The following is a 15,985-nucleotide window of genomic DNA, read 5'->3' as shown; positions in this document are numbered from 1 at the left end:
TCATTGAATTTTGGTTGTATATTAGGTCAACTCATCCAGTTCACCCCTGCTTCGGGGTTCCATTTAGTCGTGCTCTTCTTTAGTTTCGTCCAGAATTCTATCGAACTTTTTCCTGTAATATCTCCTACGCCGAATTTACTTTCATTCCAGCCTCCAAAAGAAAAAGGTTCACGGGGAACGGGTACTCCCACATTTACGCCTATCATGCCCGCACTGGCATTATCTGCTACATAACGCGCCAGACCACCATTTTCTGTAAACACAGATGCTGCGTTGCCATATGGACTGGCATTCTCAATTATCAACGCTTCATCTAATGTATTAGTACGGAGTATACTGATAACAGGTCCGAAAACTTCTTCTTTGGCAATTGCCATGTCTGGTGTTACATAGTCAATTACGGTAGGGCCTACATAGGTGCCGTTCTCTTTTCCCGTTACGGTAATTCCTCTGCCATCCACTAATATTTTAGCTCCTGCACTTTCCGCTTCCGTAATATATCTTTCTATTCTTTCTTTAGATTCTTTGCTGATAACGGCTCCTAAATTTTGCCCGGGTATGATCTTTTTTGCTTCTGCACAGATCTTTTCTACGATATGATCCACAGCTCCAACCCCTATCATTGCAGATGCAGCCATACAACGCTGTCCGGCACAACCACTCATAGATGCCGCCACATTGGCTGCGGTCATATCCGGCCTGGCATCCGGTAATACCAACAGATGATTTTTAGCTCCGCCCAGGGCAAGACAACGTTTAAGATTTTGCGTAGCACGCCTGTAAACGATTTTCGCCACTTTGGTAGAACCTACAAAAGATACGGCTTCTATATCAGGATGATCACAGATAGCGTTCACTATTTCACTGTCTCCGTTTACAATATTAAACACCCCGTTCGGCAAACCAGCTTCTTTTAATAAACGGGCAATGATGGTAAGACTTAATGGTACCTTTTCAGAAGGTTTTATGATCATACAATTGCCCAGAGCAATAGCGTTGGGGATAGTCCAGTTAGGTACCATAGCAGGGAAGTTAAAAGGCACTATCGCAGCTACAATGCCCAACGGCACATGCGATGTACGACATTCTACTCCTTTACTTACTTCCAGCACTTCTCCTGTAATCAACTGCGGTAATGAAGTAGCAAATTCAGTTAATTCGATGCACTTCTCTACTTCCGCAATAGCTTCCCCTATTGTTTTCCCGTTCTCTTCACTTACAAGTTCTGCCAGTTCCTGTAAATTCTTCTCTAATAAATATTTATAGCGGAAGAATACCTGTACTCTTTCTTTAATGGGCGTTTTACTCCAGGCGGGAAATGCAGCTTTCGCCGCCTTCACAGCCTCGTCCAGGTCTGCAGCAGATGAACAGGGCATTTCTGCCAATGGTGTTCCATCTGTTGGAGATGTAATGATAAGCGTCCTTGCGGACGATACAGGCTTAAAGTTACCGTTGATAAAATTTCTTATCCGTTCGTATTTCATATAACGGGGGGTTTTGAGGGGAAGTACATATTCTATACTATACCTTTAATTTACTGAAAAAAATGTACATTTAATATATATTTTCTGAAAATTCTGTACAGGCTATGGGAAAAAATAAACTCACTGTTCCGGACGACCTGGATTTTTCTATCCTTACTCACCTGCAAAAGGACGGCAGGGTTTCATTTACCGTTATTGCAGACAAGTTAAATGTATCTATAGGAACCATCAGAACGCGATTCAACAGGTTGATAGAAGAAGGTACTATCAGTATAGTAGGCAGGGTTGATCCGGACAAAGTAGGGTTCAGGTCTTATGCCCACATTGCCGTATACATAAGACCGGCTACGTTAAAAGAGCAGGTCGCCAGAAGAATAGCCCAGATGCCTGAAGTAAGTTTCCTGGCAATGACATCCGGCGCTTATGATCTTGAAGTAAACGTAATGTGCAGGGATAATGATCATCTGGTAGCCTTTATCAATGAAATCTCAGCATTTGAAGGCGTATTTCAAACCAATACGACTATGTATTTTAAAGTATATAAATATGCCCAGCCTGATTTGATGTTATTAAAACAGTAACTACTTTGCAGTATCCGCGCAAAGCGCGACGATTTTCTCTTTCGCATTCCAGTGCAGCTTCTTTTCTTTCAGTAAACCCGCAAGCACTTCACTTAGAGGTAAATTATTCCAGTCAACGGTCATCGTTTGCTGATCATCAAAATCGCTGTTAGCGTAGAAGAACCGTTTACCGGTTTGATCTTCAATTTTTCGGAGGATTGTCTGCAGGTTGAAGGTACCTTTGATACAGATCAGCCGATTATTGGGATCCGGGAGTTTGTTACGGCAAGAGAATACCACTAAAAGCAGAGATCCTGCAAGCAGGTAGGATTTCATGGTCATTACAATTGTAAGGGATTGGTTGGTTTATATTTTATTAACGGGTCATGTGCAGTATATTGCCATCATAATAACAGCGCATTTTCACAATTCCTTTCATAGGTTTAAAAAAATCGTCCAGTGGCTGATTCTTCTCCAGGTTACCTGTAAATGTTTCTGCCCCCAGTTTTTCATCATCAATTTTCACAGGAACAGCATACCATCTTTCAATCATCTTTGCTATTTCAGATAAAGGGGTATTATGAAAATACAATACACCCTGCATCCATGAAAGTGTTACCTGTTCATCCAGTTCTGAGATGGAATAGTTGTGCTTATCCCATATAAGTTCTTCTCCGGGATTAAGATGAATTACCTGGTTATTACTGCTCACATTCAGGGATCCTTTCACGAGCGCAGTTTTCAGTACATCTGCCACATATGTATTTACATTAAATTCAGTTCCAAGTACGGTGATATCCCCATTCCCTGTATGCACAATAAAAGGCTGACCTGCATTTTTAGCGATATTAAAATATGCTTCGCCTTCTATATATACTTCCCTTTTATCTCCTGCAAAAGAAAAAGGAAATTTCAATCTGGTCGCTGAGTTCAGTGTTACTTCTGTACCGTCGGACAATTTTAATCTATAATCCAGTCGCCGGGGAACTTCTATCGTATTCCAGCCTTGTACTGCGCCACTTATTTCCATTAACTGTTTAGTGGTAGAGCGGGTGGAGATGGTATCGTTGCTGGTTAAATCAATAGCCTTGCCGCCTGTTACATGAAGAATAACAGCATTGGAAGCTGCGGGACTTATCAATTGTACTTTTTCCGGTGTTTGTCTGAATGTTAAATAGCCACCCACAATTATCAATATGGATGCCGCTGCAAACCAGACCATACGCATTTTAACAACGCTTGTTTTTGGTTGCAGCATTCTTTTTTCCAGTTGTTGCCATACGGCCTGTACTACTTCATCGTTTTGCAGTGCCGGTTGCTCATTCTTATAAAATTCAGCAAAGGATTTTGCCGCTGGATTTTCTTTAAGGAGTTGTTCCAAATGAGCCAGTTCTTCAGGACTGATCCTGTTCTGTTGTTTTTTAATTAACAATCGTTCTACACTCGAACTATCCTCATTATATGACATACATTCTTTATTGTTCCTCTATAGAGAGGTATATGTGATGGTTTTGGGTGACAGCATCAGGTAAAAATCCGCCTGTATTTCTGCATAGCTCTTTTCATATGTTCATTAAAACTGTTAATTGACACCCCCATTTGTTCAGATGCTTCTTTATAGGAGAGTTTTTGCCAGTATATCTTATCGATGGCATCCTTTTGTTTCACGGACAGCTCCGCAGTTGCCAGCTGCAGCCTGCTTAGCTGCTCCTGAGCCAGTTCCGGCAGTTCTTCCTCCTGGTTCTTAAGACCGGTCCCGAAATCCTTTAATTTCGCCCTTATTTTCGATTCTGCCGTGGCCATATTGATACATTTGTGATGTAGTATTACCATCAGGTATGCTTCCGGAGACACCTTCACATTAGAGAAAGTATTCCGTTCCCATAGCTGTAAAAAGACTTCGTTGATAGCATCTTTTGCTTTAAACTCATCTCCCAGTACTTTCATTGCTTTGGAAAACAGAATGTTATACTCCTTTTTATACAGTTGTTCAAAGGCTTTAGTATCTCCTTTTATCAGTCCCTGTAATAAGATATTTTCTGACACATATGACATATAATAACAAGTGACAATTTGAGTCGGTTTTCTTTACTCCCACACCATGTATTTATGTTGCGTATCTCTGAATAGCGTAACATGACCGCGAATAAATTACTGGCCCATTTGTAATACGAGAGGATTGCATCCAAAAAACAGTTCAAAATCAGCGTTAAAGAGAAACGTGGCGGGGTATTTTAGCTCTCTGGCTACTTTTTCAACACTGTAATGATGATTTATGAGCCAGTCGAACGCCCGGTTCATTTGCTCCTGAAGGATGAAGTCGTATAATGACATATGGAATTCCTGTTCAAATCCCAGCCTCATGGTAATGAGATCCAGCTGAAACATGACCGCAAGGTTTTCATAGGAATGTATCTTTTCAGGATGACTACCTGCATATTGCAGGATACGATACAGTTTTCTTCTCTCCTGCGGCCCGACTACTATCCTCGTATCACTGAAGCTCAATTCTTTAAAATAATTACCGAACAGGCTCACACAATTCCGGAGCAGGTAATATTCACTGGCTGTTCCTATATATCTGCAATGGAGAATTCTTTTCAGCAAGCGGATATTTACTGCACTAATACTAAAAGGTATGGGATTAACAGGTGTACTGATGGAATATTCCGGCAACTCTTTCAACAGTGACAATTGCGGATATTTATTGGCTAGATAAGTTAGATTAGCAGGATCAATATTAATATGCATGCTTAAAGATGTTCCTGAAGCGGGCCAGGCGGCATGTTCCATGGCTTTCAGGAAAAACAGGATACAATCTTTTACGTTCACCAGTCCCTGATCTCTGAGTTCTGCAGGAATACTTCTTGATAACCAGAAGTGGAGGGCGTAAGTATCTTTTGTATTAAAAGGATAGAGTGAGATGTTGTTTGTCAGCCATAAATAATGAATCCATACTGAAAATCCATCGAGGCTGATATTCATATCCAGAGAGAAATTAACGCCGTCAGATTTAAAGTGGTAGCGGGCAGAGGGAATGAGGAATTTTCTGAATTTTTCCGGGATGAGTGCATATGTATTAAAGTATGAGTCTGATTCAATGGGTAAATGGTGCATGAAGGGTTTATTAGAATTCTACTGAAACAAACATTGATCAAATATCTATAAAACGTCTTGACTAATTTGCCATTAACTAATTATTAACAAAATTCGTTCCTACAGATGTCACCAAACGATTTTATTTTCTGCTCTTCATACGGGACAAATACGATTTATCAGCCAATTCAATTGCATTCCATGAGATTGTCACTATGGTTACTTATTAGCCTATTCTGCCTACAATTGCCTGTCTATAGCTTAGGATACCAGGTTGAGCCTAAGGTTACTATATCAGGTACCTATACTTTACAGAAAATCTTTCTAAAAATTGAGCAGCAGACGGGGAAGCGTATTTTTTATGCGAACAGTATATTAGATGACCAGGAAAAAGTAAATATCAAAGCAGTTAATAATACAATTACAGAGGTGTTATCACAGGTTCTCTCCGGTAAGAAACTGGAATGGTCTATCGAGCCTAAGTTCATCACTATCGTAGAAATCAGAAACCAACCAACTAAAAAATCTACGTTTACTGAAGCAGATACGACCATTACAGTTACCGGGAGGGTAACTAATGAGAAGGGGGAGCCGATTATCGGAGCGACGGTAGTGGGGAAGGGAACGAGGAATGGAGTAACCACAGGTGCTGATGGTAGCTTTGTTACAAATAATTTACGCTCCAATAGTTCTTTAATTATATCAAGTATTGGTTATTCAAGTCAGGAAATATCATATAAAAGAAAAGGTTCTTTAGGGAATATTCAATTGAAAGAGTTTGTTGGAAAATTAGACGAAACGATCATAATAGCTTATGGAACGACGACTAAAAGATTTAATACCAGTAATGTAGTTACCGTCAAAGCAGAGGAAATAGAAAAGCAGCCTGTAAATAACCCTCTATTAGCTTTAGAAGGAAGAGTTCCGGGAATGGAAATAACACAAAGTACAGGTTTAGCTGGAAGTGGAGTGAAGATAAGAATACGTGGGCAAAATAGTTATTTTAACGGCAATGATCCATTATACATCATAGATGGAGTACCTTATACACCCCAATTATTAAAAACCCTTGGCAGCATATTAGGCGGCTCAGGAAATGAAAGTACAGGCATTTATGGCAGCCCCCTTAGTTATATTAATCCAAATGATATTGAGTCAATTGATATTTTAAAAGATGCGGATGCCACAGCTATTTATGGTTCCCGAGCAGCGAATGGTGCAGTATTAATTACTACAAAAAAAGGGAAAGCGGGTCAAACAAAAGTTGATATTAATGTACAAAGCGGTATTGGGAAAGTAACAAGGGAAATTGATCTCTTAAATACCAGGCAATATCTCGACATGCGCTATGAAGCATTAAAAAATGATAATGTAACAATAGGTAACGGGATTGGCGGCGATATTGATTTAATAAAGTGGGATACAACCCGTTATACCGATTGGCAAAAAGTACTTATAGGAGGTACAGCCCACTACAATGAGGCAAGAGCTTCTATATCCGGTGGGAATTCAACTACACAATATTTAATCGGGGGAACATATCATAAAGAAACTACGGTATTCCCCGGAGACTTTAACGATCAGAAAATATCGGTACATTTTAATATTACAAGTAGCTCTGCAGATAAAAGATTCACTGCTACATTTTTAGGCAATTACCTATCTGATGTTAACAAACTGCTACAATTTGATTTAACTAATAATATTACTCTTAGCCCTAATGCTCCTGAGATATATAACAAAGATGGTAGCTTAAACTGGGCAAATTCTACATGGACAAATCCATTTTCATATTTACAACAAAGGTTTAGAAGTCAGACAAGTAATCTGATAAGTAATGCAATACTTAGTTATAAACTATTCGAAAATCTTGAGATTAAAACAAGTTTTGGTTACAATAACATGCAGCTTAATGAGGTTAATGTAAGACCTCATTCATCAGTTGATCCTGCATTTTGGTCTTCAGATTTGAGACAGTCAAACTTTACTAATAACCTAGGCAAAACATGGATTATTGAGCCCCAAATTACTTATAAGCATAGTATCGCTAAAGGTGAATTCCAGGCTCTGGCGGGGGCAACTATCCAACAAAGTGATGATAACGGACAAATTTTGCATGGAGAAAATTTCATTAGCGATAAAGTAATGGAAGATATAAAGTCAGCCCCCATTGTTAAAATCAGTTCAACAACAATTGCTCAATACAAATACAGCGCAGTATTTGGACGGTTAAATTACAACTGGGAAAACAAATACCTGATTAATTTAACTATGCGTAGGGATGGAAGCAGCAGGTTTGGTCCGGAGAATCGTTTTCACAATTTTGGGGCTTTAGGTATTGGGTGGATACTTTCCAATGAGAATTTCATTCAGAAATCCATTCCATCTTTAAGTTTCGCAAAGATCAGAGGAAGCTATGGTGTAACGGGTAATGACCAGATTGGCAATTATCGTTATCTGGATCTTTATTATGCCACTAATCTGAGCTACCAGGGAATAACAGGATTGTATAATCAGAATTTGTTTAATCCCCTTTTAGAATGGGAAAAAACTAAAAAACTAGAAGGAGGCCTTGAATTAGGCTTTTTAAAAGATCGAATATTTACAAGTATCAGTTACTATAGAAACCATTCATCAAATCAATTAACAAGTTATAGTTTACCAAGTACTACCGGTTTTGGTTCCATAGATGCCAACCAGGATGCAAATATAGAAAACAGCGGATGGGAGTTTTTGGTCAATACAATAAACATTCAGTCCGCTAACTTTCGCTGGACCAGTTCATTCAATTTGTCAATTACAAAAAATAAACTTGTTTCAATTGGCCCAACTGTACTTGGTATAGATAGTCAGTACGTTGGTCATCCGCTGGGAACTTTTTTCACCTATCACTTATCAAATGTTAATCCTACAACCGGGCAATACCAATTTATAGATAGTAAAGGAACTATTACGACTAATCCCGATTATACAGATTTAACAGTTCCGATTAATCTGGCGCCGAAATTCTACGGTGGTTTCCAAAACAATTTAGAATATAATAATTTTCAATTTAGCATTTCGCTACAATTCATAAAACAAATTGGTCTTAATAATAAATTCGGGAATTATCCCGGCGGATTTTATTTTGGGAATCAACCTGTCACAATATTAAATCGCTGGCAAAAAACAGGAGATGTTGCACCTCTTCAACGTTACAATCAAGACTTTTCACTTTACGATAGTTATAGTAAGGCAAATGGAAGTGATGCTGCTTATTCTGACGCATCTTTCATTCGGGTCAAGAATATTTCCCTTTCTTATTCTCTCCCTGTATCTGCAATTGAAAAGCTTCGCCTTAAAAAACTGAGGGTATATATTCAGGGACAAAATCTATTTACTATCACCAAATACAAGGGAGGAGACCCGGAAACCAGAAGTTTAACCTCACTACCTCCATTAAAAGTTTTAACAGCCGGTATCCAACTTTTTCTGTAAAAATTGAATCATGCGTACTCTTCATGTTAAATTTTCGCTTTACAGTTTTTTGTTCATTGTTACACTAATGTCATGCAACAAACTTTCAGAAGTAAATCCACCAGAAACCTCTATTACCGGGGAGTCTGTTTATACAGATGATGCAACCGCAATAGGAGCTGTGACCGGGATCTACATAAGATTTTCTGACAACACACTGGCAAGCGGGCTAAATGGTATTTCAATACGCACAGGGCTATCTTCAGATGAACTTACCCTTTTTTCCGGTGTTTCAAATACATTGCTTCAAAAAACTTATTTAAACGCACTTTCCAGTCAGGATTATTATGGAATCTGGGAGAATTCATATACATACTTACAAACAGTTAATGCTGCTATTGAAGGTCTGGCAAAAAGTACAAGCCTTACTTCAGCCGTTAAAAAACAGTTGCAGGGTGAGGTTAAATTCCTGCGGGCTTTCTTCTATTTTTACCTGGTAAACCTTTATGGAGATGTCCCACTATCAACTACCAGTGATTATAGAGCGAATGCAACAAGTACCCGTACAGATAAGGCGGAGGTCTACAAACAAATCGTTAGTGATTTAATAGAAGCTCAAAATTTACTTACCGATAATTACATCGCTTCCGATGGAGTAAGTACCACATCCGAACGTGTTCGTCCAAATAAGTGGACGGCAACCGCCTTGCTCGCGAGGGTTTATTTATATACAAAAGACTGGGCAGGTGCAGAAACACAATCAACCAATATAATTAACGCCGGTGTTTACGATCTAGAAACTGATCTTAATAAAGTATTTCTGAATACCAGTATTGAAGCAATCTGGCAATTGATGCCAGTAGATCCGGCATGGAATACTTATGATGCCAAATCATTTATCCTGACTAATGGTCCCAATAATGACGATCATCCTGTTTATCTGAGTTCCTTTTTATTAAACTCATTTGAGCCGGATGACTTACGCCGTCAAAATTGGGTAGGAGAAAATAAAGTAGATACATCCACCTATTATTATCCCTATAAATATAAAAGTGCAGAAGCAGGTGCACCGCTTACAGAATATACCATGATTTTCCGCCTGGCCGAACAATATCTGATACGTGCAGAAGCACGTGTCCAACAGGAGAATATAACCGGAGGATTGGAAGACCTGAACAAAATCAGGACCAGGGCCGGATTGGCTGAATATGGAACAACATCAACAGCTGGCTTAATTTCAGCTATTATAAAAGAAAGACGAGTTGAATTATTCACAGAATGGGGACATAGATGGCTCGACATGAAAAGGAATGGTACTGTAAATGATATAATGAATATAGTAACTCCACTTAAGGGTGGTTCGTGGAATAATAACTGGCAATTATACCCTGTTCCTTATTCTGACATAAAACTTAACCCACGTCTTAAACAGAATGATGGATACTAATTATCATTTAACAACTGAATAATTAAACTATTATATAATGAAGTTTCTATCTCTCTTAATAGCCTTATTAATTCCTTATAGCACACATGCACAAATAAGAGAAAATATATTTACAAAGGATAATATCAATTCCCTAATGAACCTTGTACAAAGTTCACATGATAATAGCTTTAAGGTTCTATATAAAAATAAACTAAAGGTTGACTCAGTTATGGGCATCCCCAACTATTTACAGGGGATGATAGATTTCATCATTGCTAAAGAAGAAATAGATCCTATCATCTTTTCAAAAACGAATCCGGAAAATTACAACCCGGATTGGGATAAAATAGCCACTACTATTAGCAGAAAATATAATATCGATTATGCGAACCGTACAGTAACAGGTGCAAAGGTAAGATGGGCTTCCTGGAAACAAGACTGGCCTGAGCATACTAAAAACTTAGTAATCTTTGTTGAAAAGTATGATACGGATAAAAGTGCATTCAATCTTAATAACAAAGCCTGGTCAATTTTTGAGCATAGTAATAAAACGGATGAATTAAATACGGCTTTAAAATGGAGTAATTATTCACTAGAACTAGAACCTGCTTCAGCTAATTGGATAGATACCAATGCCAATATATTATATAAATTAGGAAAAAATAAAGAAGCAATATCGCTTGAGGAAAAAGCAGTGAAATTGGAACCGGAAAATCAGGAATTTAAAATTAACTTAGAAAAAATGAAAAATGGGGTTTCTACCTGGCAATAGCCCAATTGTTATTTAAAGTACTGCTATTCTTAATATGAAAAGAATTCTAATAACCACATTGTTTGTTTCTTTTAGTATTTACGTATGGGCGCAAAAGAAACCTCTTGATCATACATTATACTCCAAATGGACGAGAGTGGATGATATAAAAATTAGTAATAATGGTAATTATGTTCTTTACTATTTCGGCTCAGACAATCATGCTTCAATGATTGTTCAGGATATCAAAAGACCAGACTGGCAAAAGGAGATCCCAAATGTAGATACATGGAAGGCAACTTTTACAGAAGATAGCCAGTTTGTTATATTCACTCAAAATCAGGATACTCTTTGCATAATGACTTTAAAAACGGGTGACATTGAACGTATCCCTCAGGTAAAATCCTTTACACTAAACCACCAATCGTTAGTCTATCAGCTAAATTCTCAGGATCAAATATTAACAATTCGAAATCTACAAACAGGCATCCAACGCAAATACACAGATATTGATGACTACTTTTGTAACAATGATGGAAAGGTAATTTTGTTACAGAAAAAAACAGATAATAAAATACATAATGCTCATGAACTTCAATGGTTAAATGTAGAAACCAACACTATTAATACTATATGGAAAGGAGAAAAAGCATATAACTCCATATTTAATGCAATTTCAGACGAATGTTCCTTTATAGAAAAAAAAGGCGACGGAGATAATACATTATGGCTATATAAACAGGGAGATGAAAAGGCAACTGTGCTTGTAAATGATCAAACAGCCGGCATGGAAAAAGGTATGTTACTAAATAACAGTGCGCCTAAATTTAGTAAAGATGGTAATTTTATTTTTTTTCAATTAATTTCCCCTCCTCCAGCTATTGATGAAAAACTGGATGATAATACAAAGACCGTTAATGTATGGCATTATAATGATAAAATAATACAGCGAGATCAGTTAAATGATCTGACGAACTATTATCAGGCTGTAATTCAAAAAACAAATGGTCGTGTTATAAGACTAACTAATGAAAATGAAAGCATTGCATCTAACTTCGACAATAACAATATTGATGAAAACATTCTAATTAAAACAAATTTTAATTATGATAGCGATTGGCTAAGAGATGCGCGATCTTCTCTTTACTTATTTAATATAAAAAACGATACCCGTAAAGTAGTTAATAAAAATATGACTCTTGATAATGGAGCTTTATCAAAATCATATGTATTGTATTATGATGCTGGCAAACAGCAATATTTTACCTATAATATTAGAACAGGTAATACTGTAAATATATCCAAATCTATTAAAGAGCCTTTATACGATGTAGAAGGAGATCATCCTCGTGTACCATCTTATTATGCTCCTAAGAGTTTTATATGGTTGGAAAATGATAACGCAGTCGTTATCTATGATCGATACGACATATGGCAAATAGATCCGTTGGGAATAAGATCTCCTATAAATATTACTAATGGTTATGGCAGGAAAAATCACATTATTTTTAGAATTATTGAAACAAAATGGAACATCGATAAATACTTAAAAGGTGGATCTTTAATATTAAGCGCTTTTAATCTTGATAGTAAAGAAAATGGATTTTATAGTATAGATGCTGATAAAAAGAAGAACCCTCTGCAACTATCTATGGGCAACCATTTAGATTATGTAGATCTTATCTCACCCAACTCGCAATTGCTGTACGATTTTCTACCTGTAAAAGCCCGTGATACCAATGCGTATATTATCCGGCGTTCCAGTGTAACGGATGCTCCTAATTTTTTCTATACAAAAGATTTTAAAGATTATATTCAAATAAGTCATAACCAACCACAAAAAGAATACAACTGGATGACTTCGGAATTGGTTAAATGGAAGCTGCCTGATGGTAAAGCTGCAGAAGGAATATTATATAAGCCTGAAAATTTTGACCCAAATAAGAAATATCCCATTATATTCTTCCTATATGAGAGAGTGGCCAACGAATTAAATTACTGGTATGACTTTGAACAATCCAGCGGAGATATGAATATCCCATATTTTGTCAGTAACGGTTATATCGTGTTTCGTCCGGATATTTATTACAAAGTAGGAGAACCAGGCGCAAGTGCATATAATTCTGTGATGAGCGCTTTTGAGTATCTTAGCCACAAACCTTGGATAGACATGCATCATGCAGGCTTACAAGGCCACAGTTTTGGAGGGTATGAAGTAAATTATCTGATAACTGCGACCCATTCTTTTACGGCAGCAGCATCGGCATCCGGCCCCACTGATCTCTGTAGTATATATAGCCTGAGCAGCTATAGCCGAAATATGACTGAAACTTATCAGGGTCGTATAGGAGGAACACCGTGGAACAAACTCAACTTATATCTTAAAAACTCTCCTTTTTTCCAGGCAAATAAAGTAACCACGCCTCTATTATTAATGGTTGGAAAAAATGACAGTTCGGTTCCTCCGCAACAAGGTATTGAGTATTTTTGGGCTTTACGGCGCTTGAAAAAGCAAGTCTGGTTGCTTGAATATGAGAATGGAGGACATCAGGGAGGAGGAATGGATTATACAATCAGGCTTGGACAATTCTTCGATCACTATCTTAAAGACTCAATCGCCCCTGTATGGATGACGAATGGAATTAAAGCGAGACTTAAGGGTGTTGATTCAGGATTTGAAAAACGTAAATAAAAAATGCGGGACTCAAATTGAATCCCGCCAAAAATCTCTTATCAGCCAGGCTTATTGTACGGTAGAATATACCGTACCAAATATACCTGCAGTTGTAGTAGTTGTTGTTGCATAATTAGTAGTCAATGCACAAGGTTTAGTGGTTGTTGCAGCTCCTGAAACTACGAATGGTACATAATTAACAGTTGAAATAGCTAATGCTGCCGGGTTTGTAGTTGTTGGACAGTATACACGACCTAATCCACGTTTGTTTGCTTTCAATGCTAAGGTTCCACCTACTATTGCAAATACTGCGATCAGTGATAATGCTATTTGGGCTTTCTTCATAAAATAGTTGCCTTTGTAAATCAAAAGGCTAAACTTTAGATTATGCCTACTCTTTCAATGGTTTTCAGCTTCCCCATTACTACCTATTCTTGCAAGCACAGGCAGCATGTTGTTAACAACTTAATATCGTAGAATATTATTAGTTTGAATACATAGATGTGTCTATATCTGTTTAAGAAGTTTAAACAGGTTTAAATATAAGTTTCCAGATGGGCCATTAGAGAGCCCGATTAAAAAGAATGTAAACTCAAGTGATCTGTAATGGTAATATCAATGGCATAGTGTCTCACAAGGCTTTCTTTAGGTTACAGATACAATGCAGTAAAAAAAATATCGCTTTCGGATTCAAAAATACATCAGCAGGTACCATGTTATTTAGTAGATAGCGTAATTTACTTAGGAGATACCGATTCTAATTACGATCAAACCGGATTTCCTTGAAATCTCCCCCACCTTCTTCTGCACGCACTCTTAATTTCAGACTACCTTCGTTTAAAGGCACGTTTTTGATAATCGCACCTTTCTTGCCTGCAACAGTGATACTTAGTTTGCCGGTATTGACCAGCTGTATGGTGTAATTGCCTTTTTTCCTGATGAAAACAGTATACTGCAACCACTCCCCCCTACCGATGTTCGTTACATAATAGCAGTCTGCGCTATCCTTTACAGCGGCAATATCCACCCCATCATTGCGATATGCCCGGCCACGGTTACCAATGGTCATTTGGGGATTGGAAAGCCGGTAATTGGCCGTATCCAGGTCGTAGTATGCAGCGCCATTAATGCCCAGGTCATAGTCAACAGCTTGTATGACAGTATGATCTGTGATGATGTTGGCAGCAAATGGCCTGGTCTGAGAAGAATAAGGCTGACGCATCATCGCATCTATGACATCTCTGTGCAGGATGTTATTACTGATGTTACTGGCAGAGGCCAGCTCCATTAAGGCAGTAAAAGCAGTGGCCTCTGTAGGTTTGTCCCCTTTGCCGTTCCAGTAATTCAGGATCTGCTGATAACCATCATTTGAAGGGATCTCTAAAGGGTTGCTGTTACCCATCTTCTTCAATGGCCACCAGGACCAGCCAATGTTATTCTGCTCAAAGAGACGGATCGCCTCCGTAAACCATACATTAGAGTTCTCTCCGGTTTCTCCTATCCACACAGGTACATTATACTTTTTACGAAAGTCGAGGATATGCTGGATAGAATGCAGGTCATTCGCATTCCAGTACTTATGAAAACTCAGCACGATATTATTATCCCAGGGAGGGAGAATGCCATTGTAGTTGTTTCCCCAGCCATTGCCTTCAATAATGATGATATGTTTCTTATCGACTTCGCGGATCGCAGCCGTAATATCCTGCATGAGCTTTTTAAGGGGGATATTATGCTGCTCTTTAATACCGTTTTTATCGTTCACCGGGTCATCAAATCCGAAGTTAGGTTCGTTGAGGATATCATATGCGGCGATGTTAGGCTCGTCTTTGTAATGGGCCGCAATCTTCTTCCACAGGGCGATCGTTTTCTGCTTATCGGCTTCATTATCCCACAAAGCAGGTTTAGTACCGTCACGGTCGGAAATATTGAGGTCATTCCCCTGTCCACCCGGAGCGGCATGCAGGTCTAAGATGAGATACATCCCTCTTGCCTTACACCAGGAAAGCAGCGTATCAATGATAGTGAACCCTTTATACATGTTATAGTGCATCGGAAGACGTACAGAATTAAATCCCCATGCTTTCAGGGAATCGATATCTGTGCGGGTAGTATTGTTGGAGATCCAGGCATCATAAAAAGCGTTGGTTTTGTCTATTCCGATCAGTGCTTCAATCCTTGCACGGATCTTATGCTGCTGCCCTTCTCCGGGAACATGCAGCATATACCCTTCCTGCAGCATCCAGCCGCCAAGCCCCATTCCACGCAGTAACACATTCTTCCCCTGCGCATTGACAATATTTGTACCTGAAGTATGTAAAAATCCCTGGCTACGGCCTGCAGAAGGTACCAGCAATAAGAATAGTAAAGCGATTTTCTTCATAACGGATAATTGAACTAAAAGATACTGCTAAATGTTACAACCCAAAAGGAATTTTTATAAAATATTAACATCGTCCTTAAAATATGTTAAATTCCATGCAATGCTCCTTTCGCTTTGCAGAATGTACTAATTTGGTACTCACCTAATAACTC

General features: G+C 38.3%; 12 protein-coding genes. 5 read left to right on the top strand and 7 right to left on the bottom strand.

Annotated features, from left to right (window positions below; all coding sequences use genetic code 11):
* Positions 1-26: 26 nt before the first annotated feature.
* Complete coding sequence (locus tag GO495_RS12760; RefSeq protein WP_157300085.1) at positions 27-1,484, bottom strand: CoA-acylating methylmalonate-semialdehyde dehydrogenase; 1,458 nt, start codon at positions 1,482-1,484, stop codon at positions 27-29.
* Between the two features lie 104 nt (positions 1,485-1,588).
* Between GO495_RS12760 and GO495_RS12755 the strand changes: the two genes are divergently transcribed.
* The gene (locus tag GO495_RS12755; RefSeq protein WP_157300084.1) at positions 1,589-2,065 is read left to right on the top strand and encodes an Lrp/AsnC family transcriptional regulator; all 477 of its coding nucleotides are present in this window, start codon (positions 1,589-1,591) and stop codon (positions 2,063-2,065) included.
* Here GO495_RS12755 and GO495_RS12750 read toward each other — a convergent pair whose 3' ends face one another.
* From GO495_RS12750 to GO495_RS12735, 4 genes are all read right to left on the bottom strand, one after another.
* Positions 2,066-2,380, bottom strand: a complete 315-nt coding sequence (locus tag GO495_RS12750) for an STN domain-containing protein (RefSeq protein ID WP_157300083.1) — start codon at positions 2,378-2,380, stop codon at positions 2,066-2,068.
* A gap of 40 nt (positions 2,381-2,420) precedes the next feature.
* On the bottom strand, positions 2,421-3,512 hold the full coding sequence (locus GO495_RS12745; RefSeq protein ID WP_157300082.1) for a FecR family protein: 1,092 nt from the start codon (positions 3,510-3,512) through the stop codon (positions 2,421-2,423).
* Between the two features lie 56 nt (positions 3,513-3,568).
* Positions 3,569-4,090, bottom strand: coding sequence for a sigma-70 family RNA polymerase sigma factor (locus GO495_RS12740; protein ID WP_157300081.1), 522 nt, complete (start codon positions 4,088-4,090; stop codon positions 3,569-3,571).
* Positions 4,091-4,195: 105 nt separating this feature from the next.
* Positions 4,196-5,161, bottom strand: a complete 966-nt coding sequence (locus GO495_RS12735) for a helix-turn-helix transcriptional regulator (RefSeq protein ID WP_157300080.1) — start codon at positions 5,159-5,161, stop codon at positions 4,196-4,198.
* Between the two features lie 105 nt (positions 5,162-5,266).
* On the opposite strand from GO495_RS12735, the gene GO495_RS12730 reads away from it, so the two are divergent.
* From GO495_RS12730 to GO495_RS32525, 4 genes are all read left to right on the top strand, one after another.
* Entirely contained in the window at positions 5,267-8,617 is a 3,351-nt protein-coding gene (locus GO495_RS12730; RefSeq protein ID WP_157300079.1) for a SusC/RagA family TonB-linked outer membrane protein, read from the top strand.
* Between the two features lie 67 nt (positions 8,618-8,684).
* Positions 8,685-10,043, top strand: coding sequence for a RagB/SusD family nutrient uptake outer membrane protein (locus GO495_RS12725; protein ID WP_170302673.1), 1,359 nt, complete (start codon positions 8,685-8,687; stop codon positions 10,041-10,043).
* A gap of 37 nt (positions 10,044-10,080) precedes the next feature.
* The gene (locus GO495_RS12720) at positions 10,081-10,797 is read left to right on the top strand and encodes a hypothetical protein (RefSeq protein ID WP_157300077.1); all 717 of its coding nucleotides are present in this window, start codon (positions 10,081-10,083) and stop codon (positions 10,795-10,797) included.
* A 136-nt stretch (positions 10,798-10,933) separates the two neighbouring features.
* A complete protein-coding gene (locus tag GO495_RS32525; RefSeq protein WP_170302672.1) occupies positions 10,934-13,468 on the top strand; it encodes a prolyl oligopeptidase family serine peptidase in 2,535 nt (844 codons plus the stop codon).
* A 51-nt stretch (positions 13,469-13,519) separates the two neighbouring features.
* Here the strand turns inward: GO495_RS32525 and GO495_RS12710 are convergent, their stop codons facing one another.
* Together GO495_RS12710 and GO495_RS12705 are read right to left on the bottom strand one after the other, a co-directional pair.
* The gene (locus GO495_RS12710; RefSeq protein WP_157300075.1) at positions 13,520-13,795 is read right to left on the bottom strand and encodes a hypothetical protein; all 276 of its coding nucleotides are present in this window, start codon (positions 13,793-13,795) and stop codon (positions 13,520-13,522) included.
* A gap of 412 nt (positions 13,796-14,207) precedes the next feature.
* Positions 14,208-15,833, bottom strand: coding sequence for a cellulase family glycosylhydrolase (locus GO495_RS12705; protein WP_157300074.1), 1,626 nt, complete (start codon positions 15,831-15,833; stop codon positions 14,208-14,210).
* Between the last annotated feature and the right edge of the window lie 152 nt (positions 15,834-15,985).

The organism is Chitinophaga oryziterrae, from assembly GCF_009758125.1.
GTDB classification, from domain to species: Bacteria; Bacteroidota; Bacteroidia; order Chitinophagales; family Chitinophagaceae; genus Chitinophaga; species Chitinophaga oryziterrae.
Note: the sequence above shows the minus strand (reverse complement) of the source record. Positions and strands in the feature narration are given on the sequence as shown.